Below are 25,377 nucleotides of genomic sequence, written 5' to 3'. Positions count from 1 at the left end.
CTCTATGCCAGCTCGGCCTCCGGTCTCGCCACGCCGGTGGCGAAGAACTGCGTGCAGATGTCATCAAACTGAACGCCTTTCACGACAACGCCCGCAGCCTCGCATATGGCGTGTATGGCCTCGAGAATGGTCCGGTAGTTCCGGGTGACCTGATTGTCCGGGTCCGAGTAGGGATTGTCGTTGTGGGTGACCATATTGACCACCGGCAGCAGCGGCTTGCGCTCACGCACCTGGCTTATGACATTTGCGACAACGCGGCGGAAACCCTCAGGCGTATCGTCATAGTCGGGGCGCAGGTCGCGGAAGTATGCGCGGCCATTGAGCTCCCCGAGCGAGGAGAAGTCGCTGGTCAGCGGCACATTGGCGAATGGCAGGGCCCCGATTCTCTGCCGGAAATTCGCGTCCGGCCGGTGCGGGTCCCTCGGCGCGCCGTTCCAGATCGCGTTCAGGCTGACGAAGTTGCGTTCAGGCGCGGAAACGGAACCGCCGACGAAGCCCAGTTCGCTCAGGATGCGGAAAGTGTCGTCGTTGGCCGAGAACGTGCCAGGGCGGAAATATTTCGGGCGCTTGCCCATGGCATGCCGGAACAGCGCGCTCCCTTCGGACAGGATCGCGCACTGGTCGCTGGCGCTCAGGCCACCGAAATGGGCGTTGTAGCGTTCGCGGTCGAACTTCCAGGGATGCAGGTGCAGGCCATCGATGCACGCCCCGCCCCGTTCCAACTCACGCATCAGGTCCGCATGGGCAAGAGCTACTTCCGGATGCTGGAAATAGGTGACGGGGAAACCGTACTCACGGGCGATCCTGTCGTAGCCACGAATGGAAAGCTCACTTTCGCGCCAGGTGACCGGCCCGCTGGCATTGCGAATCCCCTGGTCCCTCAGCGGCTCGCAATCCATCGTGACGGCGACGTAAATGATATCTGTCATGCTGCATTCTCTCCTGAAGCTTTCCGGACGCGGGCAAGCGAGGTGGCGACGGGCAGCCCTGCAAGCAGCAGGGCAAGCAAGGTGGTCTTCCACTCCGGCACGATGAACAGCAGCGCGGCGACGAGCAGAACGAGCCGCTCGAAAGGCCTCAACCGCCCGCGCAGATGCCCGATCACCGCGATCGACAGGCAGGCGATGCCGGCCGCCGCCGGCACGGTTGCCCAGGCGATCTCGAGCAGCGAGCCGTTCCACAGAAGCGGTGCGCTGTAGACGAACATGAAGGGGATGATGAAGACGGACACGCCGAGCTTGAGCGCGACGAGGCTGGTGTTCCACGGATTGGAGTTGGCCACCGCAGCGGCGGCATAGGAGGCAATCGCGACCGGCGGCGTGATCGAGGCGCTGGCTGCGGCGAAGATGATGAACAGATGCGCTGCCAGTTGATCGACGCCGAGCTCGATTAGGCCGGGCGCCAGAAGTGCCGCAAGCACGATATAGGCTCCCGAAGTCGGCATCCCCATGCCGAGGATGATCGAGATGAGCAGCGTCATGCTGAGGGCGATGGGCAGCGAGCCCCCCGACACCATGAGGATGATCTTGCTGATCTTCAGCCCGAGCCCCGTGGTCAGCGTCACGCCCGCGATGATGCCGCCAATGGCGCAGGCGACAGCGACCGGCCCGATCAGCTTGGGCGCCTCGACGCCGGCCTGATACAGGATGCGCAGGAAATTGCGCCGGTTGTCCGCATCGAGCACGAAGGTGAGCACCATCAGCGATATCACCGACCAGAAGCCGGCCATCGTCGGCGTGTAGCCATCGAACAGGAACCACATCATGATGATCGGCGGCAGGATCAGGTAGCCCTGCGTGCGCAGCAGCTCGAACACCCTGCCTTCGGTCGTCGTAACGCCCTGCAACGCCAGCCGCCGGGCCTCAAGATCGACCATGATGAACACGGCGAGGTAATAGAGAGCAGCGGGGATGATGCTGGCCTTGATGACGTCGAGATAGGGCACGCCGATAAACTCGACCATCAGGAAGGCGGCTGAACCGAGGATCGGCGGCGTGAGCTGGCCGCCGGAGGAGGCAACGGCCTCGACGCCGGCCGCGAAGGTTGGGCTGTAGCCGCTGCGCCGCATGGCCGGGATCGTGAAGCTGCCAGTCGTCACGACATTGGAGACGGAACTCCCCTGCAGCATGCCCATGAAGCTGCTCGACAGCACGGCCGTCTTGGCGGTGCCGCCGACCATGCGCCCGGTCAACTGCTGGGCTATGTCGGTGAAGAAAGCGCCTGCGCCCGTCGCCAGGAGCAACGCGCCCAGAAGCACGAAGATGAAGATGTAGTTCGCTGAGACGCCGAGCGGCGTGTTCCACAGGCCTTCCTTGGTCAGATACACGCTCTCCATGATCCGGCTGAGCGAATAGGGGCGGTGGTAGAGAGGCTCCGGCAGCAAGTGGCCGTAAAGAGCGTACAGGACGAAGGCGAGGCCGACGATCACCAGCCCCCAGCCGACGACACGCCGTGCAGCCTCGAACACGACGAACAGCGTCAACAGCGCGAAGAATGTCTCCGCCGAGGTCATGTCGGTGACGTAGGGGATGCGCTCCTGGATGCTGTAAGCGTTGAGGATCAGATAGCCGCAGCCCGCCATCGTGGCAGCGACCAGCGCACTATCCCAAACGCTCTGCGCAAGCCGTCCGCGCGGCGTCGCCGGATCGCCGCGCCTGATGCAGAAGAGAACGCAAAGGGCGAACATGAGATGAAGCGGGCGATGGATCTCGCCGATCGGGTAGCTGAGCCAGGCGAACACAAGCTGGTAAGCCGACATCGCCAGGGCAAAGACCACCAGGATGGCGCGCCAGCCCGCATCGCGCAGGTCACGTATGATGTCTGTCATTGGAGTATCCGGGGATGAGCCGATGGATGTGAGGAGGTTCCGGGAAGGCCATGGCGCCGCCGCTGCCTTCCCGCCTCGCAGGGGTCGTCTGAGCCGCTGCTGCTATTTCACCGCGCCAACCTCGCGATAATAGCGCAGTGCTCCGGGATGGAGCTCCATGCCGGCCACGGCCGCCATGCCCTCGACCGACAGGTCTTCCATGCCGCTGTGGACGCCACGGGTCTCTTCGAGGTTTTCGGCCATTGCCTTCACCAGCGTGTAAGCCGTTTCCTCGGGCAGGTTCTCGTTGGCGATCAGCAGGGCCTGCGTGCCCACGGTCGCGACCGTTTCGCCAACACCGCGATAGACATCGGCGGGCATCGAGACGCGAACGAATGCCGGGTTCTCATCCTGGATGCGTTTCAGCGCAGCATCATCCACATCAAGGAAGCGCACCGGAACGCTGGCCGCCAGCTCGCTGAACGAGCCTACCGGCATGGCGGTGGCCGCCGAGGTGCCGATGACCTTGCGGTCCTTCATCTGGGAAACGCAGTAACCGAGATTGCCGCGTGAGAAATCGACGTCGTCCTCGGTCATGCCGAAGGCCGCGAAGACCTTCTGGAAGGCGATTGTCGACGAGGCGCTGAGCGGCAGAAGACAGAATTTCTTGCCCTTCAAGTCCTCGTATCCGCGAACGTCGCTGTCTGCGAGCACCGGCACCTGGATGATGCTCAGCATGAACACGCCAAGCGCCTTGACGCCTCCCACAGGCTCGGCGAAGGGAGCCTCGCCCTTTGCCGCCATAGGCACGGCAAAACCATTGGTCATGCCGATCTCGCTGTCGCCGCGGCCGACGGCGATGATGTTCGACATGCCGCCACCGATCTCCACCGAGACATCGACGCCGGCCTTCTCGAAGACATCCGCCATACCGGCGCCAATCCCGTACCAGGAGCCGCCCTGCCCACCGGTGACGAAGGACAGAGGCTCCGCATTGGCGACAGCCGGCAGACCCGACGCGGCTGCAAGCGAAGCGAGCATTGACAGGACGATACTGGTTTTCATCGGTTTCCCCTTTCGTTTTCAGCGACAACTATGGGAATGCCGGGGCATATTGTAAAATATTCGTTTCTCGTACTTATTATGAAATTCTGATATACCCTGAAAGGAACCACATGTCGTTCCGTCTTCGCCATCTGGAAACATTCCACGCCGTCATGTCCTGCGGCTCGGTGAGCCAGGCAGCCGTCTCCCTGCACACCTCCCAGCCGACGACCAGCCGCACCCTTTCCGAGTTTGAACGGGAAGTCGGCTTCAAGCTGTTCCATCGCGAGGTCAATCGCCTGCGTCCGACACCGGAGGCTCATGAGCTCTACCGGGCGATCCACCAGAACTATCTCTGCCTCGACCAGATCGCCGACCTTGCCCATCGGGTGCGCGACAACCGGGCGGGATCGCTCAGGATCTCCGCTGCGCCGAGCATCGCCATGTCGGTCTTGCCGGTCGCCCTGAAATTATTCCTCGAGCGGTTTCCCGGCATCGGCGCAACGCTCGAGGTCCGCACGCCGCAGTCCATCATCAACCTCATCGAGGAAGGCGAGATCGACCTCGGCGTGACCGCCGCCAACCTGCGCAGCGATCAGCTCACCATCCGCCCGCTGATGCGCGTCCAGGGCGTCTGCATCATGCGCCGCGATCACCCGCTCGCCGCGCGCAAGTCGATCCGGCCCGCCGATTTCGACGGTTACCCGTTCATCTCGCTCGGCAAACCCTCCGTGACCCGCCAGCGGATCGACCTCCTGTTCGAGCAGCACGCGGTCCAGCCCAACATCGTCGCCGAAACGCAGAACGCGTCTGTCGCCTGCGCGCTGGTGAGCCAGGACATGGGGATTTCCATCCTTGATGAGCTGACGGTCGGTGCGATTCCGATGCCCGATGTCACGCATCGGCCGATCATTCCACGCGTCGAGATCGACTATGTGACGATGACCCCCAGGAACCGGCCGTTTTCGCGCGCGACGGCGAAATTCTGCCAGGTGCTGGATGAGATCATCGCTTCGGCTGCCCATCGGCACCTGCCCGGGTCGCCATGATGGTGGAAGCCGCCCTACGCATTTTCCCCAGCTACGGACGCGGAGCCTGAACGGCGCAACACGGCTGGCGAATCAGGTCTCCACCGGCAGGCCGGCGGCCTTCCAGTCAGGGAACCCTTCCTCGAGGCGCCGTACGCGATAGCCCCGCTCGATGAGCGCGGCCGTCGCGTCGACGGACAGCAGGCAATAGGGTCCGCGGCAATAGGCGATGATCTCCTGATCGTCCGGCAGTTCCTTCAGCCGGCGCTGCAATTCCTCGGCGGGAATGTTGACCGCTCCGGGAAGGTGGCCGAGCGCGAACTCGTCCTCGGTGCGGACATCGAGAAGCGTTACCGCGCCCTCCGCAAGCCGGGCGATCAGTTCCTGGCGGGAGATGGTTTCGACCCGCCCCTCCCTGCTGAACGCGCCGGCAACGAGGGCGCGGATCTCGGCCCTGTTGTGTTCGGCGTAGTTTCGCAACGCCCCGAGCAGTTCCTCGATCGGACCGTCGCCAAGCCGGTAGAGCACCCGTTTCCCGTCGCGGCGGGCTTCCACGAAGCCGGCACGGCGCAACTGCTGCAAATGCTGCGATGCGTTGGCCAGCGACAGGCCGGAAAGGGCGGCAAGCCGCTCCACCGCCCGCTCGCCCTGGGCCACATGCTCAAGGAGCGCCAGCCGGTGCGGGTTGCCCAGCGTCCGCGCCAGTTCGGCAAACTCGGTGAATATCTGCGCCTGTGGGTCGATCTCGGTCATTGACAGAAGGCTAGCATTCCAACATTAATCAATCAATATGTTGAATGTTAAATTCTTTGACCCGAACCTGAAGGACTGCCGGCGGATGAATGAAGGAATGGAGTTTGTCGTGCGGGCTGCGCTGATCGGCGCCGGCGCCACGCTGGTCATGGACATCTGGGCGGCGCTTCAGCAGCGCCTGTTCGGCATCGTCCCCCTGAACTACGCTATGGTCGGCCGCTGGATCGGGCATCTGCCAAAGGGACGCCTCACCCACAATCCGATCGGCGCCACCGCACCTGTCCGGGGCGAGGCTGCCTTGGGTTGGGGCGCTCATTATGCGATCGGCATCGTCTTCGCGGCGGCGCTCATCGCCCTCACCGGGCTCGGCTGGGCGCGCAACCCGACCCTCCTGCCCGCGCTCGCCACCGGCCTTGTGACGGTGGCCGCGCCGTTCCTGATCCTGCAGCCGGCGCTTGGCGCCGGGATCTTCGCCTCGAAGACGCCGCAACCGAATGTCGCGCGGCGGCGCAGCCTCGTCGCCCACGCCTCCTTCGGCATCGGCCTCTATCTCGCCGCACTGCTCGTCGCGTGGCTCATGCCGTCTCCGGCAGGCTGAGCGCGTGAGCAAGGCGGCGCCTCCCTCAGCCGACGACATACACCCGTGCCCGAAGGGATTTGCCCGGCATGGCGCAAGCTCTTCTTGATCAAATGATAGCATCTGGCGCATAAGCGCAGCAGACACTCATCGACGCACGGGCACTGCAGGGAGGCATTCTTGAGCGACGCAACGAGAACCGCGATTCCGTCCACCGAGGGACAGATCACCTTCTTCTACTATGCGGACATGGATGCCGCCGAGCGGTTCTACGGCACCGTGCTCGGGTTCGAGAAAACCTTCGACAAGGGATGGGTCAAGTTCTTTCGCCTCGCCGATCATGCGCAGGTCGGCCTGATCGACGAGGCCCGGGGCCATCACAAGGCGGGGCACGCCGGAGGCGTGATGCTGAGCATCGAGACAAGCGAACTGGAGGCGTGGTATGCGCGGGCGAAGGCTGGCGGCGCGGAGTTCATCAAGCCCCTGAACCCGGACCGCACGACCAACGAACTGGTCAACGCCTTTCTGATGCGCGACCCGGGCGGCTATTCGGTGGAGTTCTTCCGCTTCAACGAAACGGCCTGAGCAGCGGCTCAGGCGCGCAGCGCAGCCTCGATCTTGTCGAGCGCCTCGGCCTTGCCCATGCCGGTGAGGAACGCCAGCGTGACAATCGACGGCACGGGCAGCTCCGACGGCAATTGAGTCGTCGAGACGATGAGATCCATGCCGCCCAGTTCGCTGCGAACCTCCGTCGCCTTGCACTGGCGCGGATCGATGTCGATGCCGCGCTCCTTCATGGCCTCGACCACGGCATGCGACACCACGGTCGACGTGGCGATGCCGGTTCCGCAGGCAAACAGGACGCGTTTCTTGATGCTCATGCGTTTCTCCCGCTCAGCACGCCATTATTTCAGTATCGCCGCCACGTCGTCCAGCGACGCAGCCTGCATCAGGCCCATGACGGCCGCCTCATCCTGGATCGTTGCCATGATCTGCTGCAGCATCTCGATCTGACGATCCTTGTCGTTCAGCGCCATCAGGAAGACCAGACCGACCTCGACCGCCTCGTCCGGGTCCTCCATATTGGCGAATGCGACCGGCGTTGCAAGCGTCGCCAGGGCGATACCGGGCTTCAGCACATGCTCGGGATCGGTGTGCGGCACCGCCACATTGACGGCGCGGCCGAGCGGCAGGCCCGTCGGCATCGCCGCTTCCCGCGCGATCACGGCATCCGCGAAACTGTCCTTTACATAGCCGCCGCTCAGCAGGCGGTCCGCCAGGAGGCGGATGACCGTTTCGCGGTCGCCGGCTTCGACCCCGAGGACAATCGCCCCGGGATCGATCTGCGTGAAGAGTCTCTGTGTCATCAATGACCTTTCTCAGCCCTGCTGTTCCGCCTCATCCTCGGCGCCGGCCGCCCGCTCCCAGGCGGCCGTGTTGCGGCGGTAGAGCCAGAAGCAGGCGGCGATGATGGCGGCCAGCAATGCCAGGCCGGCGACGCCAAGTCCGCGGATCGCGGCGATCACCGCGTAGGAAATCCACAGGAAGCCGTCGACCACCGACGTGATCTGGACTGCGTTCTCCGGCATCTGGAAGCCGGAATCGACCGCCGCGCTGGTGAACAGCGGCGCCAGCGCGTTGGCGACATAGAAGCCGACGGCCAGCGTCACCGTGCCGACGATCACCATGCGGAACACGTTGCCGCGCATCAGCGGCGCCGTCATCGCGACGATGAAGGGAATGACCGCGAGGTCGGCGAACAGGATGACCCGGTTGCCCGGCAGGATGATCGACAGGACGATGGCGATCGGCACGAGGATCAGCGACGAGGAGATCGCCGCGGGGTGACCGATGAGGATCGCCGAATCAAGGCCGACCAGCAATTCGCGGTCGCCCGTCCGCTTGCGGACGAATTCCTGCGCCGCCTCGGAAACCGGCAGCAGCCCTTCCATCAGGATCTTCACCATGCGCGGCAGCAGGAGCATGACCGCCGCCAGCGTCATGCCGGTCTGCAGCACCTTCGACAGCACGACCCCGAAGTCACCCGCATTGTAGTAGGCGATGACGCCGAGCACGAGGCCGATGATCAGGCCGAGCACGACCGGCTCGCCAAAGACGCCGAAGCGCTTCTCGATGGTCTCGGTCGAGATGTTGATCCTGTTGATGCCCGGGATGCGCTCGATCAGCCAGTTCACCACGATGGCGATGGGCAGGATCTGCGCCGACGCGAGATGCGGCACGGAGACGCCGGGGATGCCGTAGAATTTCTGCACCGCCTTGGCCGACCAGTCGGCGAACAGCAGGGAAAGCGCGGCCATCAGCGCGGCGATCACAAGCCCGTAGGCCAGGCTCCCCGTCGCGGCGACGGCAAGCGACCCGATGAAGGCGAAGTGCCAGAAGTTCCAGACATCAACGTTGAGCGTGCGCGTCATCCGGGTGAGCAGCAGCGCGATGTTGACGGCAATGCCGATCGGGATGACCCAGAGGCCCACCGATGAGCCGAAGGCGATTGCCGCCGCAGAGGGCCAGCCGACATCGACGATGTCGCGCTGGATGCCGGTATTGGTGACGATCGCCTGGGCGACGTCGCCGATGGAGCCGAGCATCAGCCCGAGCACCAGATTGATGCCGATGAAGGCGACGCCGATGGTGACGGCGGCGCGGAAGGCCTTGCCCATCCGGGCGCCGAGCACCACCGCGATGATAAAAATCACGATCGGCAGCAGAACAGTTGCGCCAAGCGTATCCACGGCCGCCTTGAGGCCGCTCAGAAACGTATCCATTTTTCTCCCCCCCTCGGAGCGGGCGCTAGCCCCTCTTCATCCCGCAGCCGCATCTCGATCGACGGCCAGCGAAGGTTTCAACCGTTACAATCACACATGCGCACGGCGCGAGGGCCACTGCGACCGCCTCGCCATGCATAGAACATTTGTTTCCTCTTCCAGACGCAAGTTTATTCCTGCCGTCATCCGGCTGTCAATCGGCCATCGGCTGCGGCGAACGGCGTCGGCACAGGAATTCAAAAAATGCGCTGCGCCTATTTGCTCATAATCGCCCCCCGGCGGCACTCTCCATTCAGACAGTGAACGACGACTTCGAACGGGGCCGTGATGCTCAGCCAATCCATCCCACATTGGCCGGCAAAGCCGGCAGGAGCGATCGATCCAAGTGAATCATGCGGCTCAGCGGTCTGACCATCCACCGCACCGGGGGCCCCAGAACAAGCCGGTCCTCCCGCCCCCCGGGCCGGCTTCTCCCAAAGCCTCGTCTGCCTCCCCAAGAGCGCAACGAGGTCTTGGGACCCACTTGCCCCATCAAACCCGGCCTCAAGCCTGGCACGGTCGTCCTGCCGTGGAGCCGACCCATGCCCACTAAACCCCTGATCGAGCGTCAGGTGATCCTGGCGCTCCTCGACGAACTTGCAGAATCCGGCCTTTCGGCGACGGAGCTCGACGTCGTCATCACGCGCCACGGCCCCGTGGATCTCGATCTGCTGCAGGAGTGCAAGAGCATTCATCCGAAGTTCCGCGGAAGGGACACCAGGCGGCCACGGCCGTTTGCCAGATGGCGTTAGGCCGGCACATCGGTTGATGTAGCCGCCCGCTCGTCCTGTTGCTCCGATGGTCCTCGTTCGTGCGCGCGCCGGGCGCTTCCACCTGTCTGCAACATGCCGGTCAAACCGATGCCCCAGAAGGCACCGCACGCCTGCCGACCAGCCGCATCGGGGAGCGCCCCGATACCGGCGATGCCGGGCCTTCAGACAGGCCCGGGAACGGAATGAGGGTCGATCACCTGGACGTGTCGTTTGCGAGGATCCTCGCCCCTTCGGCATATTGGGACAAGAAGCCGTCATAACCGAACAGCGACGCCGCCATGTTGGCGGCAATCGTATCGGCCGCGGCGTTTCGCGCCTCGCTCGTGACGTCCTGGCTGACCCGGGACGAGTAGTAGGTCTCGCGGGAATCGGCGTCTACCAGATGCCAGAAAACGCTCACCTTCTCTGCCTCGACCTGCACCGTCGTCAGCAGTTGATACATGTGCTCGCGATTGCTGAAGGCCTGGCGCGCCTGCGATACGATCCGGTCCAGCTCCTCATCCGCACGCACTCCGACCAGACGGATGCCGTCCTGCCGCCCCATCTGCACCCAGAGCGCTTCCGTCAGCGTTTGCGCGAACCGGATTTCCGAGGGACTCCCGTCATTGCTGCGGGCACTGTCCAGGATCATCACCGCGTTTCCAATGCCGGCGGATGCCTGGAGCGGAGAGAAAGGGATCAGATGGCTGATGCCGTAGCCGGCAACCGCCGCCACCACCAGGGACAGCCCGGCCGCCATGGCGCCTTTCGACCACAGGATGTTCCTCAGCCGCTGCCGCGCCACGCTGGCCCTGGAGGTTCTGGTGAAGGTGGGAACATAACCGCCCAGAGGCAGGCCGATCCTGACCCTGTCCAGGCGTCCGCTGCCCGAGTAGTACGCATTCAGGGATTTGCGCAACTGGCCGGCGGCGATCCGCACGATGGGATCGACCGTCGCGTCGAAATCCGCATCGCGACCGAAGACATCCACGGCGATCGTGAAGGCTTTGATGCGGTCGGAGCGGCCGGCGATCGTCTCCTCGATGACGAAAGCCAGGAAGCGCTTGTTGCGTTCGGATGCCCGAAAGTCCGGATTCAGCAGGAGCGCCTGCAGCGTTGTGAGGCGCTCGTCCTGCTCTTTCGCAGCCTGACCCTGCGGCGCACGGGAGGCGCCGTGTTCGATCCCGCCCGGATTGGTAAGAGAATGTTGCAGCATCATTCTTTCGCTCTATGCCTCCACCGAGGGCTGTCGCCCCGGGGTTCTGTTCGTCGTTCAGGGACGGCAACGAGCTGCCGACCGTTCAAACCCGTGACCGTTTCCGCAGAGCGGTCTTGATCACTCGACGCGCATACAAGGTACGCATCGGAACGGGCGACTTCATTCCCTCGAGCTGCCGGCACGACCATTCGATCTGTCCGAGCAGACAACGAAGTTCGAAAGTGCTTATGCTTGCCTCATCCGCCAGCCAGGTGGACAATCTCTCGACGTCCTCCGACCGCGGCATCCCCGGGAAGGGATCAAGCACCAGTCTTCGTTCCAATCTTGGTCTTACGCGGCAGCAAGCCGCGCTCCGATTGCCTGTGTCTTCCGGCTTCCGGGTTCGGAAACGCACCGACCGATACGGAGCGGTTACCATGTGGACCAGCGATGCCAGCCGTACGGATTCGGTAACCGCATTGATTCTCAAACTGGTTTGACGATGCGTTATGGGCAAGTAAGGGCGGCTGGCTCGGCGGATCGAACACAACAGGGCCGCAATCGGATGGCCCGTTTACAGTCTCGCCGGGCGGGAGAAACGCAAACGACCGGAATTCCGGAAGATGGCCTGATGAAACTGGTGCTGCCGGAGAGATTTGAACTCTCGACCTCTCCCTTACCAAGGGAGTGCTCTACCCCTGAGCTACGGCAGCAGCCCCACGATGCGGCGGACTTCTGCCACAATGAAAAGCGGAGCGCAAGCGCGCATTCGTGGCGATTGAGACACATCTGCCGCCGAGGGCGACAATGTTTGCAGCCGGGCGATTGCCCGTTACCATACACACAGCAGAATCCCGGGGACGACGCCTTGACCGAACCGAAACAGGAAAACCGCAAGCCCGATGCCGAGAAGAGCGGCGGACGCAACGACAGGCTGGCCGCCGCGCTGCGCGCCAATCTGGCGCGGCGCAAGGAACAGGCCCGCTCGCGGCGCAAGGGGAAGGCGGATGAACGGCCCGACGGCCTGCAGCCCGGCCCGCAAGACGCAAAACCGTGAACGACGCCACCCACGCATTCCTTGCGCGCGAAGCGGCGTTGTTTTAGGACCGGGTTGAACGAACGTGCTTTGCGCGCGGACGGGGGCGCACAGGTCGCCGGCGTCGTCGGATCCGGGCCTTTACGGTCCCGCAAGGCAAATGAACGCATTCTGGTCGGACGGGCGCGTTCCCGCGCGACAGAGACCGGGAATACCCCGGGAAGTGAGAACAGATGGATCGCATACGCATTACCGGCGGCAATACGCTTCAGGGCACGCTGCCCATCTCCGGTGCCAAGAACGCAGCTCTCCCGCTGATGATCGCCGCGCTTCTGACCGACGACACGCTGACGCTCGACAACGTGCCGCATCTCGCGGATGTCGAAAGCCTGATCCGCATTCTCGGCAATCACGGCGTCGACTATTCGGTCAACGGGCGCCGCGAAAGCCAGGAAAAGGGATATTCCCGCACCATCCATTTCACGGCCCGCAGCATCGTCGACACCACGGCGCCCTATGAGCTCGTGTCGAAGATGCGGGCGAGCTTCTGGGTCATCGGACCGCTTCTGGCGCGCATGGGCCGGGCCAGGGTCTCGCTGCCCGGCGGCTGCGCGATCGGCACGCGCCCGGTGGACCTGTTCATCGACGGCCTGCGCGCGCTGGGCGCGGAAATCGAGATCGAGCAGGGCTATGTCCAGGCCGAGGCCAGGAATGGCCTCATCGGCAACCGCTACGTCTTCCCCAAGGTGTCCGTCGGCGCCACGCATGTGCTGATGATGGCGGCATCGATGGCGAAGGGCGAAACCGTTCTCGAGAACGCCGCCCGCGAGCCGGAGATCGTCAACCTCGCCGATTGCCTGAACGCGATGGGGGCGAAGATTTCCGGCGCAGGCACCCCGACCATCACCATCGACGGCGTGACCAGCCTTTCGGGCGCCCGCCACCGCGTGATCCCCGACCGCATCGAGACCGGCACCTATGCCATGGCGGTCGCGATGACCGGCGGCGACGTGATGCTCGAGGGTGCCGAGGCCGGCCTTCTCGAATCGGCGCTCGGCACGATCGAACAGACCGGCGCGGAGATCGTCCGCACCAACAGCGGCATCCGGGTCCGGCGCAACGGACACGGAATTTCGCCGGTCGACGTCACCACCGAACCCTTCCCCGGCTTCCCGACCGACCTGCAGGCCCAGTTCATGGGCCTGATGACGATGGCCAAGGGACGTTCGCACATCACCGAGACCATCTTTGAGAACCGGTTCATGCACGTGCAGGAACTCGCCCGGCTGGGCGCGAAGATATCGCTGTCCGGACAGACCGCGGTCGTCGACGGCGTGGCCGGCCTGCGCGGGGCGCCCGTGATGGCGACCGATCTGCGCGCCTCCGTCTCTCTCGTCATCGCCGCGCTCGCCGCCGAAGGCAGCACCGAGGTCAACCGCGTCTATCATCTCGACCGGGGCTTCGAACGGCTCGAGGAGAAACTGTCGGGCTGCGGCGCGACGATCGAGCGGATTTCCAGCTGAGTTCAAACGGCGCGGTCGACCATGGACTTTCTCAAACTCGTAGCGCTTGACGAAGAGGATCTCGCGGTCCTTTCGGCGCATCTGCAGGATGCCGTCGTCAAGGTCGGCGACCTGGCGTTCCAGCCGGGCGACCGGCGGTTTGCCCTGGCGATGAACCGCTTCGCCTGGGAGAAGGAACCAGCGCGCCGCACCTTCCGGCCGGCGCCGCACGAACGGCGGCGCAGCATCCTGCATTTCGACCGGGTCCAGTCGGTGAAGGCCGCCGGCATCGACCGGAGCAGGCCAAACGACGTCCTGTCGCTTCTTGCGGTGGATTTTACGGCCGCGACGCAACCCTCGGGCACCATCGAGCTGATCTTCTCGGGCGAGGCCGCGATCCGCCTCGACGTCGAGTGCATCGAGGCCCGCCTCACCGATCTCGGTGCCGCGTGGGAAACGCCCACGAGACCGAGCCACGATCTGTGACATGAGCTGCGCCGGCTCCGACACAGCACGCCTGGTCGAAGTCGAGCTCGACGAATCCGTCGGCCGCACGACGCCGGACGTCGAGCATGAGCGCGCCGTCGCCATCTTCGACCTCGTCGAGGAGAACCGTTTCCAGCCGGTCGGCGACGAGGCTGGCGGCCCCTACCGGCTGAAACTGTCACTGGTCGATTCCCGTCTGGTCTTCTCGATTTCGCGCGAGAGCGGGGAAACCGTGGTGACGCACATTCTCTCGCTGACGCCCTTCCGGCGCATCGTCAAGGACTACTACCTGATCTGCGAGAGCTATTACGACGCGATCCGCAGCGCCACGCCCAGCCAGATCGAGGCCATCGACATGGGACGGCGCGGTCTGCACAACGAAGGCTCCCAGACCCTGATGGATCGGCTCGACGGCAAGATCAGCGTCGATTTCGACACCGCGCGCCGGCTCTTCACGCTGGTCTATGTTCTGCACCGGCGGGGTTAGGCGATGCATGCCGGCCGCCGTGGAGCACGGCCATGAACGCACTCGATCCCCGATCCTCGGCAGGCAGACACGGCATTCCGCAATCCGTCCTGTTTCTTTGCGGCATGAACGCCATCCGCTCTCCGATGGCCGAGGCGCTCGCCCGCCGGGCCCTGCCGCGCAGCGTCTTCCTCGCCTCGGCCGGCCTGCGTGCCGGCGAGCGCGACCCCTTCGTGGACGCGGTGCTCGACGAGACCGGCCTGACGCTGGGCGACCGGCATCCGCAATCGATCGACGAGCTGGCCGACACCAATTTCGACCTGATCATCACGCTCTCTCCCGAAGCGCACCACCGGGCCCTGGAGATGACGCGCACCATCGCGGCGGATGTCGAATACTGGCCGATGCTGGACCCGACGATCATCAGCGGAACGCGCGAGCAGATCATGGCCGCGTATCGCGATGTGCGCGAGCGGCTGGCGGCCGCGATCGGCGCGCGTTTCGGCGATGGCGGCAAAACGGACACAAATTGACTTTTGCCGGGCGCAAGCTTGTTCACAAACAGGGATGAATGGGATAGGTTCCGCGCCAATTCCGGCCGTCGGTCGGGAATATCTGCAAAACCGAAGGTATCGGATGCCAAAGGAAGAAGTCCTGGAGTTTCCAGGCGTGGTTACGGAACTGCTGCCGAATGCGATGTTTCGCGTGAAGCTGGAAAATGAACACGAGATCATCGCCCACACGGCCGGGCGGATGCGCAAGAACCGCATTCGCGTTCTGACCGGCGACAAGGTGCTCGTCGAGATGACGCCCTATGACCTGACCAAGGGTCGTATTACCTATCGCTTCAAGTAGCACCGATATCGGCGACCGGTGAGACAGGAATGAGCGCCTTCCAGAAACTCGTGCTTGCCTCCGGATCGCCCCGGCGCGTCGAGCTCCTGCAGCAGGCAGGCCTCGAACCCGACCGGCTGGTCCCCGCCAACATCGACGAGACACCGATCAAGGGCGAGCATCCGCGCTCGCTTGCCAAGCGTCTTTCGCGCGGCAAGGCGGAGAAGGCGCTCGAGCGCCTCAGGAAGGACGACCCGGCGGAGCAGGGTTTCATCCTCGCCGCCGATACGGTGGTCGCCGTCGGGCGACGCATCCTGCCGAAGGCTGAGATGGTCGACGAGGCCTCGAACTGCCTGCAACTGCTTTCCGGCCGTTCGCACCGGGTCTTCACGGGTCTTTGCCTGATCACGCCCGCCGGCAAGCTGCGCCAGCGGCTGGTCGAAACGCGCGTGCGCTTCAAGCGCCTGTCGCGCGAGGAGCTGGAGAGCTATCTCGCCTCCGGCGAATGGCGCGGCAAGGCAGGCGGCTACGCCATCCAGGGCCTGGCCGGCACCTTCGTCGTCAAGCTGGTCGGCTCCTACACCAACGTGGTCGGCCTGCCGCTGTTCGAAACGGTGAACCTGCTCGGCGCCGAAGGCTACAAGGTGCACTTCAACTGGCTTTCGGGCTCCAGGGAGCAGTAGCCTTGCCGCAGCATCCGCATGAGAAGGTCACACCGTTGCGACCAAAACGTCCCTGCCCGGAATGCGGCAAGGATTCGCAGCGCGCCTACTACCCGTTCTGCTCGAGCCGCTGCAAGGATGTCGATCTCAATCGCTGGCTGTCCGGCGCCTACGCCATTCCCGGCCGGTCGGTCGATGAAGAAGACGGCGATCCGAGCTGACGGCTCTCCGGCCGGACCGGCGGAACAGCCCTTTCCATTCTCCTGAAAAGAAAAAAGCCCGGTCCGTTGAGGGGACCGGGCAATGTGCAGGCAGCCGGGGGGAAGCCGGCATTGCGGGAGTCAAGCCTGCATGGGATTCAGGACATGCGGACCCTATGCCTCACGGCGGCGCGCTCGGCGGCAAGCTCCTGGAGCGCCCGCGTAACGTCGCCATGCGCGACGCTCAGCGACACGACGTCGATGTCGCAACGCGTCAGGCCGATATCGGCGAGCTGCCAGTCGGACATCTCGGAAAGCTGATGCATGGCCTGTCGGGTCTGCCAGAAGCGGCGCAGGGAAGCGAAGACCGATACCACCGCGAGACGCGCGATGGCGACCGGCCGTGCGGCAGCAGTCGTCGCAAAGGCATCGGAAGCGGCGGGGGTCATGGTCGTTCTCCTTCCTGTTCGGTGGGTCCGGGGCGGTGCGATGATAACGCGGCCTCGGCGCTCCCCCTCGTCGGAAGGAAGCGCCATCGGCCTTGCATGGACAAACAATGCCAAGGGATTATTGATTAGTCGAACGAATGTTTCTAATCTTTGACATCAACAATGATGATGCATGGTGTCATGAACGCTCCGCTCGATCTCGACCAACTCGCAACTTTCATCGCCATCGCCGATACCGGCAGCTTCACCCGGGCGGCGGAGGAGGTTCATCGAACCCAGTCCGCCGTGTCGATGCAGATGCGCCGCCTGGAAGAACGCGTCGGCAAGCCGCTGTTCCAGAAGGACGGACGCACCAACCGGCTGACGGAGAATGGAGAACGTCTCCTGACCTTCGCGCGCCGCCTGATGCGGCTCAATCGCGAGACGCTGGCCGCCTTTGACGATGCGAGCCTCGAAGGCCATATCCGCATCGGCACGCCGGATGATTACGCCGACCGCTTCCTGCCAGAGATCATGGCGCGCTTCTCGCGCTCGAATCCGCGCGTCGAGCTGTCGGTGCTGTGCGAGCCGACGTCGAACCTGGTGGAGCATATCCGGCGCGGCAATCTCGACCTGGCGCTCGTCACGCTCGATTCATCCAGTCACGGCCCGGAAGCCGTGCGCCGCGAGCCGCTTCTGTGGGTGAGCTCGGCGAACCATTCCGTGCACGAACGCGAGATCCTGCCGATGGCCTTCGGCCGCCCCAGCTGCCTGTGGCGGCGGGCGGCCTGCGCAGCGCTCGACGCGATGAACCGCGACTACCGGGTCCTGTTCACCAGTTTCTCGGCAACCGTCATCACGACGACGGTTCTTTCGGGCCTCGCCGTTTCCATCCTGCCCGAATGCGCCCTGCGTCCCGGCATGCGGGTGCTCGGCGAGGCCGACGGCTTCAACACGCTGCCCGACTGCCATATCGGCCTCATGCGCGGGCACACCGGGCAGACGGAGATCATCGACGCGCTGGCGCGGCACATCGCCGAAAGCCTCGACAATCTTTCGGTTCCGGCCTTCATTGAGGAGAAGGGCAGCTTCGACTTCGACGGGATGCTCCACAACCCGAAGGGCAAGCGGCTGCGGCCCGGCCACATCCTGGCCGGCTGGTGATGGCTCGATGGCAGTTCGCCCTGCGGACTTGACCCGCATGGCAAGCGGCGTCTCAATCGTCCCATGATCGACCTTCCCGCAAACGATTCGCCGAGCAATGTCGCCGAGTTCTCCGTCAGCGAGCTTTCGGGGGCGCTGAAGCGCACCGTGGAGGACGCCTTCGGGCATGTGCGCGTGCGCGGGGAAATCTCCGGCTATCGCGGGCCGCATTCCTCGGGCCATGCCTATTTCGCGCTGAAGGACGACCGGGCGCGGCTCGAGGCCGTCATCTGGCGCGGCGTCTTCTCGAAGCTGAAATTCCTGCCGCAGGAGGGGCTGGAGGTCGTCGCCACCGGCAAGCTGACCACCTATCCCGGCTCGTCGAAATACCAGATCGTCATCGAGAGCATCGAGCCGGCCGGTGCCGGCGCGCTGATGGCGCTGCTGGAGGAACGCAAGAAGAAGCTCGCCGCCGAAGGCCTGTTCGAGGATGCGCGCAAGCGACCCCTGCCCTTCATGCCGCGCGTCATCGGCGTCGTCACCTCGCCGACCGGCGCGGTCATCCGCGACATCATCCACCGCATCACCGACCGGTTTCCGGTGCATGTGCTGGTCTGGCCGGTGCGCGTCCAGGGCGAGACCTCGGGCGACGAGGTCTCCGCCGCCGTCAACGGCTTCAACGCGCTGCCCGCGGACGGTCCCCTGCCGCGCCCCGACCTCTTGATCGTCGCGCGCGGCGGCGGCAGCCTCGAGGACCTCTGGGGCTTTAATGACGAAGCCGTCGTCAGGGCGGTCGCCGCCTCGACGATCCCGGTCATCTCGGCCGTGGGCCACGAAACCGACTGGACGCTGATCGACCTTGTTGCGGACCGGCGCGCACCGACGCCGACCGGCGCGGCGGAGATGGCCGTGCCCGTGAAGGCCGAGCTCGAGGCGTCGCTCGCGCGGCTTTCGGCGCGACTGAAAGGCGCCGTCTCGCGCGACGGCGAACGCAAGCGGCAGGCGCTCCGCGCGCTCGCCCGGGCACTCCCCTCGCCAGACCAGCTGCTTGCCCTGCCCCGCCGCCGTTTCGACGAATCGGCCAGCCGGCTCGGCAGGGCGCTATCCGCCGCGACCCAGCGCAAGCGCCTGACCTTCAACGGCCTGCGGCTTTCGCCGGCGACGCTGGAGCGGCGCCTGAAGGAAGCGCGGCGACGCACGACGGCGTCCGGCGAGCGCCTGCCCGGCGTGTTCCTCGCCATGGTGCGCGGACAGCGAACGCGCTTCAACCGCGACGCGGGGCGCGTCGCCCCCGGCGCGCTCAACCAGCGGATCGCGCATCTGCGCGAGCGGCTCAGGCTGACGGAGCAGCGCTCGGACACGCTGGTGCGGTCACGGCTGGAACGCGCCGCGCAACGGCGCGAGCAGGCGGCCCGCCTGATGGAATCCCTCTCCTACCGCGCCGTTCTCGAGCGCGGCTTTGCGCTGGTGCGCGGCGCCGACGACAAGCCGCTGAAGCGTGCAGGGGAGATCCAGCCCGGCGTCGAACTGCAGATCCAGTTCGCCGACGGCATCACCCGCGCCATCGCCGCCGGCGAGGGCCGCAAAGCCACGCCGCCGCGCAAACAGCAAGCTGCACCGGGCAAATCCGGGGACCAGGGCACGCTGCTTTGATCGCTCTATCCTCGGGGTCCGCTGGCCGCTTCACCGAAACGCCGAGCGGATCTCGTCACCCGATTTTTGTGTTCGTGCGGGAGACGGCTGTTTCCACCTGACCGCAGGACGCCACAGCGCCTGCCTTACTGCCCTCTGCCGCTGTCAGACAGGCGCTCGGCGGCCTGGATCGGCAAGAGCAGCTCGACGCACATTCCAAGGATGTAGGAGAAGAGCTGCTGTTCCTTGAAACCCGGCACCTTCGCACCTAATCGCGCTGCTTCCTGAAGATGCATCAACGCAAGATCGCAGGTCGTGAACGTCATCTGCTCGCTGCTCTGACCCAAATCCCCCATTTCCACAGAGATCATCAAACCCGCCCTCATTGAAAAAGAAGGGCGGTAGATTGCTGGAAACGGGAACTCCGAACAATCACCCATCCGGGCACCCCAATCTGAGGGGGTCAGACCTTGATCAGCCTCAGCGACAGGGCCTTGCTGACGGCCTGCGAAAGCGTGCGGCATGCGAGCTTCTGGCGCGCCGCCTTCAGGTAGCTGCGCACCGTGTGTTCGGAGAGCGACAGGCGTTCGGCGATGGCGCCGGCTTCATTGCCGCGTGCAACCCAGGTCAGGCACTCCAGTTCTCTCGGGCCGAGTTTGGGAACGAATGTGAAACCGGCTTCCTCTATGGCCCGGTCATGCAGAATGCGGGCAACCGTCAGCAGTTCGCCTTCGACCGAACGGACATAGTCCTTCCAGTCGGCAACGGGCATGAACGTGTTGAGCGAGACGAGCGAGCGGCGGCCGACGTCGTCGATCACCGGGATAGAATAGCCTTCAGGCCCGACGCCGGCGCGCATGGCGTCCCGCATGATCTGGTCCCAGGCCGGTGTCCGCGTCAGATCGGACCAGAAGAAAGGGACATCCGTCGAGAAGCCGGCGACCACCACTGCATCGCCGCCGATATAGCCCTTCGTCAGCTGATGGGCGACCCATTCAGGCGAGTAAGTGGTCCGAAGATAGGGAATGTCGAACAGTCCAAGTTCAGTCTTGGCGAGCCGGATCGTCACGTTCGCGATGTCGTAGAGCTCACGAATCCTGTAGATGGCCTCCTCGTTCGAGGACAACCCCCTTATGACCGCGATCCTGTCCTTCCCGGCACTGGCCGCACCTTGCTTGCGCCTGTCCATGCCCCCTCGACTACAAAGCCGTCACAGATAGCGTTGTCGTTGTCGTGCATGACACGACAAGCTGGAGCGATCAAGCCATTGCGCATGGGCGGCACAGGCGGCGGAAGTTCGGAGAATCGCTGAGCTTGGGAATGGTACGGTTGGGTGGATTCGAACCACCGACCTCAGGAGCCACAATCCTGCGCTCTAACCAACTGAGCTACAACCGCACGCGACCATCGACTGGCGTAGGCGTCAATACGGGCAAACCGATGCCTTTTCAAGCCAAAACAAGGGCCCCGGCAAAAACAAAAGCGGCACCCAAACAAAAATGACCGGGGAAACAAAAAAAAGACCGGGGGGAGGACCCGGTCTTTCCTTGGTGGGCCGAAGGGAGGAGGTTTCGGCCCGTCCCTGGCAGCGATGGGAGGAGGATTCGCCGCCAGGTATTCCTGTCTGATCGGACTCTAATTCCTCAGGCGACGCGAAGTTCCTTGACGGCCTTCTCGAAGACGTCCTTCATCGGCTTCGCAAGCGTCTCGGCGGACTTCTGCGAGGTGACCTGGAAATCCTTCATCTGGTCGACGGCGACTTCCATGCGCTTGCGCATGAAGGTGCTCTGCATCTCGATCAGGTCAGCGAAGGAACGCGCGCCGGCGAGTGCCTCGATATGGGCCAGATTGGCCTCGGCGCCCTCGCGCAGAACGGCGATCGACTTGCTGGTGAACTCGTTGCCGGCAGTCTTCGCATTTTCGAAAGTCGCCTCGATCGCCTTCTGGGCGTCTTCGGCACCAGCCTTCATGCGGGCGTAGACTTCCTTGGTCTGCTCGGTGCTCTTCTCGGCGAAAGCGCGGAACTGTTCGCTGGCCTGAGTCGCATCGAAGGACGGGAACTCAACGCTCTCGGTGTCTTTCTGATTGGTCTTGGTCATAGCCGCGATCCTTTGGATGGTGGTGACGGCGGAGTGCGCTGCACGCTGGATCCGCCCAACAATCTATGCACCCCATATAGTACAGCTCATTGTGCATTGCAACATTTTATTGCATCGCAGCATAAATCGCTGTTGCGATTAACCAATCACCGAGATTCCACGTCAGCGCGACAGGTGTTTGTGGACCGGGCCGGGACATGCTTTTATTAATGATGTGTTAATGTCGATGTCGGGAGCCGCCGGCGCGGTGCGGATGGCGGTCCGATGCCGTTTGAACCCACAGCTCACCGCCCGGGCAGCGGCAGCGCCGGGCAAGCGCGTACAGCAATGGTCTTTTGGCTCGTTTGAATGGCATCAGTTTCCTACTCCTTCGTTGATATCGCGGTGCTGGACCGGGTGCGGGAACGTTTCGCGGCGGGCGATGCGCTGGCGATCCTGTCCACCGGCCTCGACGTGGTGATCTGGGCCAATGGAGCGGGCGCGGCGCTGTTCGGCCACGACAGCATCGAAGCGGCGATCGGTGCTGAGCCCGTTCTTCCGGTCGCGGCGCGTAGGCAGATCGCCGCCACTCCAGGCTTTCCCGACCTCGATACGGACAGAACGATCGCCCTGCGCCTCGGACGCGGCATCGTCACGCTGCATGTGGGCACCGTCGACCTGCCCGATGGCGAGCGCGCCATCCTGCTTGCCCGCACCGCGTCTTCGACGCGCATGCAGGACGACGATTTCCGCGCCGCCGCAGCCGTGCAGGGCTTCGATGCCGCCGGCCAGTTCGCAGCGCTGATCGACGGCGAAGGACAGGTCGCTGCCGCGTCCAGCGGCTTCGGCGGCCTTGGCATCGCAACGGAAACACTCGTCACGCTGGTGGCCGAGGTCCGCGACGAGGCCGACCGGCTGGTCAAGCGCGTCGTCGACGGCTCGCCGCGCCGCCTGCCCGCCGCCTTCGCGCGGCTGACGGACGCCCCGGCCATGCACCTGCTGATCGTCGTCGACGAGCAGAACGATGCGCCGCAATACGCGCCGCAGGACCTGCCGCCCGCCACGGCGGCCGAACGGGAGGCCGATCCGGCACCGGCGACCCTTGCCAGCGAGCCGGGTCCGGATGAACCGGAGGAGGCAGGCGAGGATGCGCCGGACCTGCTGCCGGAAGAAACCGCCACCGAACGCTCTGGGCCCGACGCGCAGGATGAACACGGCATCGAAGCCGACGCCTCGGCCGACACCACCGTCACGGAGGCGGCGGCTCCCAGACCGTCCGGGACGGTTCGCTTTGCCTGGCGGACGGACGCCGAAGGCCGTTTCACGGCCCTGTCCGATGCCTTCGCCGAGGCGGTCGGACCCGCTGCCGCCGATGTGATGGGACGACGCTTCCGCGAGGTTTCCAACGCGTTCGGTCTCGACCCGGACGGCCGCATCTCCGCCCTTCTGGAGCGTCGTGACACCTGGTCGGGCCGGACCGTCCTCTGGCCGCTGGCCGGCACGAACCAGAAGGTGCCCGTCGATCTGGCGGCGCTGCCGATCTATGGACGCGGCCGCGTGTTCGAGGGTTTTCACGGGTTCGGCCTCGCCCGCATGGGCGACGCCGTGACCGACCCGGAGGGGATCGGTCTCGTCTTGACACCCGGCGCGGCCATGCCGCCACCCCGCGCTCCATCCGGGGCAGCCGACCATAACGTTGAAGCGCCGGAGGCCCCGCTTCCCGCCGAGGCAGACACGCCGGCAGCCGAGGAAAAGCCGGCCCTGTCGATCAGCGCGATGCCGGGACGCCGGGAAAGCGACAAGGTCATCCGGCTTGCCGAACATCGCGGCCCGCAGAAGGATGGCGCCCTGACGCCGACGGAGCAGATCGCCTTTCTCGAGATCGGCGACCGGCTGCGGCGCGACAGCGGCGACGATGCGGCGGCACAAGCCGAAGCCGCGCCGGAGGATCGCTCACCCGACGAGACGCTTGAAGCCGACGATGCGTCCCGGACAGAAGCGGTCGGGGAGCACGATGCGGCGGCTTCCGCCACGGACGCCTCAGATGCCTCGGAGGCGATCGACGATCCCGCACGGGATGCCGCCGTGGAACCCGACTTGCAAGCCTCGGTCGCCGACGATGACGGCGGAGAGCCCGTCGGGACCGAAGCGCCGCATGACGCTCCCGCCTCCCCGGATGCGTTGCAGACGCTTTCCGGCATTACGCCTAAGCCGGCGTTCCTGCCGTCCGCCTTTCACGGAGCGACGCCCGGCAGCCGGACTGCCGCCGCCGACACGACGCTTCTCACCCACCTGCCCCTGCCGATCCTTATTCACGCCGGCGATGTCCTGCACTACGCGAACCAGGCCTTCTTCGACCTGACGGGCTACCCCACGCTCGCCGACCTCCACGAGCGCGGCGGTCTCGATGTCCTCTTCCCCGATGCGCCCTCCCCGGCGGGAGGCCCGCATGGCGTCTCCATGAAGACCGCCGACGGCATGCTGATCGACGTCCACGCGCATCTGCAGTCGGTGCCGTGGGGACAGGGCAAGGCCCTGCTGCTGGCGCTGAGCCGCAGCGAGACCCCGCAGCCCGCCCGCGAAGCCGCGGCAGTGGCGCAGACGCCCGACATGGGCGCCGACGACCGCGAGGAAGGAAAATGGCCGGCCGCCGCCCGCGACAATGTGGAGACGGCCGAACTGGAGATGCATCTGGCGGAGATGCGCGCCATCGTCGATACGGCGACCGACGGGGTCGCGATCATCGACAATGACGGAACGGTGCGCTCGGCCAACGCCCCGGCGGAAGCCCTGTTCGGCTTCGACAGCGCGGACGTGGTCGGCAAGCCGTTCACCGCCCTCTTCGCCATCGAAAGCCAGCGCGCCGTGCAGGAGCACCTGAACGGCCTGTCCGACAATGGCGTGGCCAGCGTCCTCAATGATGGGCTGGAGGTGATCGGCCGCGAAGCGCAGGGGCGCTTCATCCCCCTGTTCATGACGATCGGCCGCCTGCCGCGCCAGAGCGGCTTCTGCGCCGTGCTGCGCGACATCACCCAGTGGAAGCGGGCCGCCGAGGAGCTGACCCAGGCGCGCGCCGAAGCCGAACGCGCCTCCTCGCAGAAGACGGAGTTCCTCGCCCGCGTCAGCCACGAGATCCGCACGCCTCTCAACGCCATCATCGGCTTCTCGGAACTGATGATCGACGAGAAGTTCGGCCCGATCGGCAACGACCGGTATCGCGACTACCTGCGCGACATCAACCGCTCGGGCAACCATGTGCTGGACCTGGTCAACGACCTCCTCGACATCTCGAAGATCGAGGCCGGCGAACAGGAGATGCACTACGAGGCGGTGCCGCTGAACGACGTGCTGGGGCAGACGGTGGCGATGATGCAGCCGCAGGCCAATCGCGAGCGGGTCATCATCCGCTCCAGTTTCGCCTCCAACCTGCCGGACGTCGTGGCCGACCCCAGGAGCGTGCGGCAGATCGCCCTCAACCTCCTGTCCAATGCGACCCGCTATACGGCGGCGGGCGGCCAGGTGATCGTCTCCACGGCCTATGGCCATGACGGTTCCGTGGTCATGCGCGTGCGCGACACAGGCATCGGCATGAGCCCGGCCGAGATCGACGAGGCCCTGAAACCCTTCAAGCAAATCAACAGCTTGAAGCGCAAGCGCGGCGAAGGAACCGGGCTTGGGCTGCCGCTCACACGGGCAATGGTGGAAGCCAACCGCGCCTCCTTCGCGATCAGCTCCGTGCCCGGCGAGGGCACGCTGGTCGAGGTCACCTTCCCGCCGACGCGGGTTCTGGCCGACTGACGGCTCGCAGGACGCAAGGCTCTAAAGATGAGCTCCTTAGTTTAGAATTCCTCTAAACTACTGATATTGCTTGCGTTTCCCTTGACGTTTTTGGAATTATTTCTCAAAAGGAGTGATGCTGGGGCCAGACCA

General features: G+C 64.8%; 27 protein-coding genes and 2 tRNA genes. 15 read left to right on the top strand and 14 right to left on the bottom strand.

Annotated features, from left to right (window positions below):
* Window positions 1–2: 2 nt before the first annotated feature.
* From NA2_RS02545 to NA2_RS02535, 3 genes are all read right to left on the bottom strand, one after another.
* A complete protein-coding gene (locus NA2_RS02545; protein ID WP_008593829.1) occupies window positions 3–929 on the bottom strand; it encodes a polysaccharide deacetylase family protein in 927 nt (308 codons plus the stop codon).
* Window positions 926–2,827 (bottom strand): TRAP transporter permease, encoded by a 1,902-nt coding sequence (locus NA2_RS02540; protein WP_008593826.1) that lies wholly within the window; start codon window positions 2,825–2,827, stop codon window positions 926–928. Before NA2_RS02540 ends, NA2_RS02545 begins: the two co-directional genes overlap by 4 nt.
* 102 nt (window positions 2,828–2,929) lie before the next feature.
* Window positions 2,930–3,871, bottom strand: a complete 942-nt coding sequence (locus NA2_RS02535; protein ID WP_008593825.1) for a TAXI family TRAP transporter solute-binding subunit — start codon at window positions 3,869–3,871, stop codon at window positions 2,930–2,932.
* Between the two features lie 110 nt (window positions 3,872–3,981).
* Here NA2_RS02535 and NA2_RS02530 point away from each other — a divergent pair, with 110 nt between their 5' ends.
* Window positions 3,982–4,899 (top strand): LysR substrate-binding domain-containing protein, encoded by a 918-nt coding sequence (locus NA2_RS02530; RefSeq protein WP_008593823.1) that lies wholly within the window; start codon window positions 3,982–3,984, stop codon window positions 4,897–4,899.
* A 72-nt stretch (window positions 4,900–4,971) separates the two neighbouring features.
* Here the strand turns inward: NA2_RS02530 and NA2_RS02525 are convergent, their stop codons facing one another.
* A complete protein-coding gene (locus NA2_RS02525) occupies window positions 4,972–5,631 on the bottom strand; it encodes an ArsR/SmtB family transcription factor (RefSeq protein WP_008593821.1) in 660 nt (219 codons plus the stop codon).
* A gap of 85 nt (window positions 5,632–5,716) precedes the next feature.
* Between NA2_RS02525 and NA2_RS02520 the strand changes: the two genes are divergently transcribed.
* Complete coding sequence (locus NA2_RS02520) at window positions 5,717–6,229, top strand: DUF2938 domain-containing protein (RefSeq protein WP_040676560.1); 513 nt, start codon at window positions 5,717–5,719, stop codon at window positions 6,227–6,229.
* A 159-nt stretch (window positions 6,230–6,388) separates the two neighbouring features.
* Window positions 6,389–6,793 carry a VOC family protein gene (locus NA2_RS02515; protein WP_008593817.1) on the top strand — a complete coding sequence of 135 codons (405 nt, stop codon included), beginning with the start codon at window positions 6,389–6,391 and terminating at the stop codon, window positions 6,791–6,793.
* A gap of 8 nt (window positions 6,794–6,801) precedes the next feature.
* On the opposite strand, the gene NA2_RS02510 is transcribed toward NA2_RS02515, so the two are convergent.
* Genes NA2_RS02510 through NA2_RS02500 form a run of 3 tightly spaced genes read right to left on the bottom strand, consistent with a single transcriptional unit; the run spans window position 6,802 to window position 8,991 of the window.
* The gene (locus tag NA2_RS02510) at window positions 6,802–7,089 is read right to left on the bottom strand and encodes a PTS sugar transporter subunit IIB (RefSeq protein WP_008593815.1); all 288 of its coding nucleotides are present in this window, start codon (window positions 7,087–7,089) and stop codon (window positions 6,802–6,804) included.
* A 24-nt stretch (window positions 7,090–7,113) separates the two neighbouring features.
* Window positions 7,114–7,575: a PTS sugar transporter subunit IIA gene (locus NA2_RS02505; protein ID WP_008593813.1), complete on the bottom strand. Its 462-nt coding sequence runs from the start codon at window positions 7,573–7,575 to the stop codon at window positions 7,114–7,116.
* Between the two features lie 12 nt (window positions 7,576–7,587).
* Window positions 7,588–8,991, bottom strand: coding sequence for a PTS galactitol transporter subunit IIC (locus NA2_RS02500; RefSeq protein ID WP_008593811.1), 1,404 nt, complete (start codon window positions 8,989–8,991; stop codon window positions 7,588–7,590).
* Between the two features lie 581 nt (window positions 8,992–9,572).
* On the opposite strand from NA2_RS02500, the gene NA2_RS21860 reads away from it, so the two are divergent.
* Entirely contained in the window at window positions 9,573–9,782 is a 210-nt protein-coding gene (locus NA2_RS21860) for a hypothetical protein (RefSeq protein ID WP_157188110.1), read from the top strand.
* Between the two features lie 214 nt (window positions 9,783–9,996).
* Here NA2_RS21860 and NA2_RS02490 read toward each other — a convergent pair whose 3' ends face one another.
* Together NA2_RS02490 and NA2_RS02485 are read right to left on the bottom strand one after the other, a co-directional pair.
* On the bottom strand, window positions 9,997–10,998 hold the full coding sequence (locus NA2_RS02490; protein ID WP_157188109.1) for a hypothetical protein: 1,002 nt from the start codon (window positions 10,996–10,998) through the stop codon (window positions 9,997–9,999).
* 620 nt (window positions 10,999–11,618) lie between these two features.
* A tRNA-Thr gene (locus NA2_RS02485) sits at window positions 11,619–11,693 on the bottom strand.
* 155 nt (window positions 11,694–11,848) lie between these two features.
* Here NA2_RS02485 and NA2_RS02480 point away from each other — a divergent pair.
* From NA2_RS02480 to yacG, 8 genes are all read left to right on the top strand, one after another.
* Window positions 11,849–12,037 carry a hypothetical protein gene (locus NA2_RS02480; RefSeq protein WP_008593806.1) on the top strand — a complete coding sequence of 63 codons (189 nt, stop codon included), beginning with the start codon at window positions 11,849–11,851 and terminating at the stop codon, window positions 12,035–12,037.
* A gap of 212 nt (window positions 12,038–12,249) precedes the next feature.
* Window positions 12,250–13,539, top strand: coding sequence for a UDP-N-acetylglucosamine 1-carboxyvinyltransferase (gene murA / locus NA2_RS02475; RefSeq protein WP_008593804.1), 1,290 nt, complete (start codon window positions 12,250–12,252; stop codon window positions 13,537–13,539).
* Between the two features lie 21 nt (window positions 13,540–13,560).
* Window positions 13,561–14,004, top strand: coding sequence for a DUF2948 family protein (locus NA2_RS02470; RefSeq protein ID WP_008593801.1), 444 nt, complete (start codon window positions 13,561–13,563; stop codon window positions 14,002–14,004).
* A gap of 1 nt (window position 14,005) precedes the next feature.
* Window positions 14,006–14,491, top strand: coding sequence for a UPF0262 family protein (locus NA2_RS02465; RefSeq protein ID WP_008593800.1), 486 nt, complete (start codon window positions 14,006–14,008; stop codon window positions 14,489–14,491).
* A gap of 32 nt (window positions 14,492–14,523) precedes the next feature.
* Complete coding sequence (locus tag NA2_RS02460) at window positions 14,524–15,003, top strand: arsenate-mycothiol transferase ArsC (RefSeq protein WP_008593797.1); 480 nt, start codon at window positions 14,524–14,526, stop codon at window positions 15,001–15,003.
* A 103-nt stretch (window positions 15,004–15,106) separates the two neighbouring features.
* Window positions 15,107–15,325 (top strand): translation initiation factor IF-1, encoded by a 219-nt coding sequence (gene infA, locus NA2_RS02455; RefSeq protein WP_006200926.1) that lies wholly within the window; start codon window positions 15,107–15,109, stop codon window positions 15,323–15,325.
* Window positions 15,326–15,354: 29 nt separating this feature from the next.
* Window positions 15,355–15,987 carry a Maf-like protein gene (locus NA2_RS02450; RefSeq protein ID WP_008593768.1) on the top strand — a complete coding sequence of 211 codons (633 nt, stop codon included), beginning with the start codon at window positions 15,355–15,357 and terminating at the stop codon, window positions 15,985–15,987.
* A 2-nt stretch (window positions 15,988–15,989) separates the two neighbouring features.
* Window positions 15,990–16,187, top strand: coding sequence for a DNA gyrase inhibitor YacG (gene yacG, locus NA2_RS02445; protein WP_008593765.1), 198 nt, complete (start codon window positions 15,990–15,992; stop codon window positions 16,185–16,187).
* A gap of 137 nt (window positions 16,188–16,324) precedes the next feature.
* Here the strand turns inward: yacG and NA2_RS02440 are convergent, their stop codons facing one another.
* Window positions 16,325–16,615, bottom strand: coding sequence for a DUF1127 domain-containing protein (locus NA2_RS02440; protein WP_008593762.1), 291 nt, complete (start codon window positions 16,613–16,615; stop codon window positions 16,325–16,327).
* Window positions 16,616–16,795: 180 nt separating this feature from the next.
* On the opposite strand from NA2_RS02440, the gene NA2_RS02435 reads away from it, so the two are divergent.
* The gene (locus tag NA2_RS02435) at window positions 16,796–17,758 is read left to right on the top strand and encodes a LysR substrate-binding domain-containing protein (protein WP_008593760.1); all 963 of its coding nucleotides are present in this window, start codon (window positions 16,796–16,798) and stop codon (window positions 17,756–17,758) included.
* Window positions 17,759–17,821: 63 nt separating this feature from the next.
* Window positions 17,822–19,390, top strand: a complete 1,569-nt coding sequence (gene xseA, locus NA2_RS02430; RefSeq protein ID WP_008593759.1) for an exodeoxyribonuclease VII large subunit — start codon at window positions 17,822–17,824, stop codon at window positions 19,388–19,390.
* Between the two features lie 125 nt (window positions 19,391–19,515).
* Here xseA and NA2_RS02425 read toward each other — a convergent pair whose 3' ends face one another.
* The 4 genes from NA2_RS02425 to NA2_RS02410 all read right to left on the bottom strand — a co-directional run bounded on the left by NA2_RS02425 (window position 19,516) and on the right by NA2_RS02410 (window position 21,468).
* A complete protein-coding gene (locus tag NA2_RS02425; RefSeq protein WP_008593757.1) occupies window positions 19,516–19,740 on the bottom strand; it encodes a hypothetical protein in 225 nt (74 codons plus the stop codon).
* A 92-nt stretch (window positions 19,741–19,832) separates the two neighbouring features.
* Complete coding sequence (locus tag NA2_RS02420) at window positions 19,833–20,558, bottom strand: helix-turn-helix transcriptional regulator (RefSeq protein WP_081582591.1); 726 nt, start codon at window positions 20,556–20,558, stop codon at window positions 19,833–19,835.
* 132 nt (window positions 20,559–20,690) lie between these two features.
* Window positions 20,691–20,767 (bottom strand) — tRNA-His (locus tag NA2_RS02415).
* A 245-nt stretch (window positions 20,768–21,012) separates the two neighbouring features.
* Complete coding sequence (locus NA2_RS02410) at window positions 21,013–21,468, bottom strand: phasin (RefSeq protein WP_008593753.1); 456 nt, start codon at window positions 21,466–21,468, stop codon at window positions 21,013–21,015.
* A 348-nt stretch (window positions 21,469–21,816) separates the two neighbouring features.
* Here NA2_RS02410 and NA2_RS02405 point away from each other — a divergent pair, with 348 nt between their 5' ends.
* Window positions 21,817–25,245 (top strand): sensor histidine kinase, encoded by a 3,429-nt coding sequence (locus NA2_RS02405; protein ID WP_008593751.1) that lies wholly within the window; start codon window positions 21,817–21,819, stop codon window positions 25,243–25,245.
* The last annotated feature ends 132 nt before the right edge of the window (window positions 25,246–25,377 follow it).

The organism is Nitratireductor pacificus pht-3B, from assembly GCF_000300335.1.
GTDB classification, from domain to species: Bacteria; Pseudomonadota; Alphaproteobacteria; order Rhizobiales; family Rhizobiaceae; genus Nitratireductor; species Nitratireductor pacificus.
This window is presented reverse-complemented; position numbering and strand designations above follow the sequence as displayed.

What these genes read in the sequence shown, in the direction of transcription:
- NA2_RS02545 (WP_008593829.1), bottom strand. Translation starts at nt 929, where the DNA reads ATGACAGATATCATTTACGTCGCCGTCACGATGGATTGCGAGCCGCTG.
- NA2_RS02540 (WP_008593826.1), bottom strand. Translation starts at nt 2,827, where the DNA reads ATGACAGACATCATACGTGACCTGCGCGATGCGGGCTGGCGCGCCATC.
- NA2_RS02535 (WP_008593825.1), bottom strand. Translation starts at nt 3,871, where the DNA reads ATGAAAACCAGTATCGTCCTGTCAATGCTCGCTTCGCTTGCAGCCGCG.
- NA2_RS02530 (WP_008593823.1), top strand. Translation starts at nt 3,982, where the DNA reads ATGTCGTTCCGTCTTCGCCATCTGGAAACATTCCACGCCGTCATGTCC.
- NA2_RS02525 (WP_008593821.1), bottom strand. Translation starts at nt 5,631, where the DNA reads ATGACCGAGATCGACCCACAGGCGCAGATATTCACCGAGTTTGCCGAA.
- NA2_RS02520 (WP_040676560.1), top strand. Translation starts at nt 5,717, where the DNA reads ATGAATGAAGGAATGGAGTTTGTCGTGCGGGCTGCGCTGATCGGCGCC.
- NA2_RS02510 (WP_008593815.1), bottom strand. Translation starts at nt 7,089, where the DNA reads ATGAGCATCAAGAAACGCGTCCTGTTTGCCTGCGGAACCGGCATCGCC.
- NA2_RS02505 (WP_008593813.1), bottom strand. Translation starts at nt 7,575, where the DNA reads ATGACACAGAGACTCTTCACGCAGATCGATCCCGGGGCGATTGTCCTC.
- NA2_RS02500 (WP_008593811.1), bottom strand. Translation starts at nt 8,991, where the DNA reads ATGGATACGTTTCTGAGCGGCCTCAAGGCGGCCGTGGATACGCTTGGC.
- NA2_RS21860 (WP_157188110.1), top strand. Translation starts at nt 9,573, where the DNA reads ATGCCCACTAAACCCCTGATCGAGCGTCAGGTGATCCTGGCGCTCCTC.
- NA2_RS02490 (WP_157188109.1), bottom strand. Translation starts at nt 10,998, where the DNA reads ATGCTGCAACATTCTCTTACCAATCCGGGCGGGATCGAACACGGCGCC.
- murA (WP_008593804.1), top strand. Translation starts at nt 12,250, where the DNA reads ATGGATCGCATACGCATTACCGGCGGCAATACGCTTCAGGGCACGCTG.
- NA2_RS02470 (WP_008593801.1), top strand. Translation starts at nt 13,561, where the DNA reads ATGGACTTTCTCAAACTCGTAGCGCTTGACGAAGAGGATCTCGCGGTC.
- NA2_RS02465 (WP_008593800.1), top strand. Translation starts at nt 14,006, where the DNA reads ATGAGCTGCGCCGGCTCCGACACAGCACGCCTGGTCGAAGTCGAGCTC.
- NA2_RS02460 (WP_008593797.1), top strand. Translation starts at nt 14,524, where the DNA reads ATGAACGCACTCGATCCCCGATCCTCGGCAGGCAGACACGGCATTCCG.
- infA (WP_006200926.1), top strand. Translation starts at nt 15,107, where the DNA reads ATGCCAAAGGAAGAAGTCCTGGAGTTTCCAGGCGTGGTTACGGAACTG.
- NA2_RS02450 (WP_008593768.1), top strand. Translation starts at nt 15,355, where the DNA reads ATGAGCGCCTTCCAGAAACTCGTGCTTGCCTCCGGATCGCCCCGGCGC.
- NA2_RS02440 (WP_008593762.1), bottom strand. Translation starts at nt 16,615, where the DNA reads ATGACCCCCGCCGCTTCCGATGCCTTTGCGACGACTGCTGCCGCACGG.
- NA2_RS02435 (WP_008593760.1), top strand. Translation starts at nt 16,796, where the DNA reads ATGAACGCTCCGCTCGATCTCGACCAACTCGCAACTTTCATCGCCATC.
- xseA (WP_008593759.1), top strand. Translation starts at nt 17,822, where the DNA reads ATGATCGACCTTCCCGCAAACGATTCGCCGAGCAATGTCGCCGAGTTC.
- NA2_RS02425 (WP_008593757.1), bottom strand. Translation starts at nt 19,740, where the DNA reads ATGATCTCTGTGGAAATGGGGGATTTGGGTCAGAGCAGCGAGCAGATG.
- NA2_RS02420 (WP_081582591.1), bottom strand. Translation starts at nt 20,558, where the DNA reads ATGGACAGGCGCAAGCAAGGTGCGGCCAGTGCCGGGAAGGACAGGATC.
- NA2_RS02410 (WP_008593753.1), bottom strand. Translation starts at nt 21,468, where the DNA reads ATGACCAAGACCAATCAGAAAGACACCGAGAGCGTTGAGTTCCCGTCC.
- NA2_RS02405 (WP_008593751.1), top strand. Translation starts at nt 21,817, where the DNA reads ATGGCATCAGTTTCCTACTCCTTCGTTGATATCGCGGTGCTGGACCGG.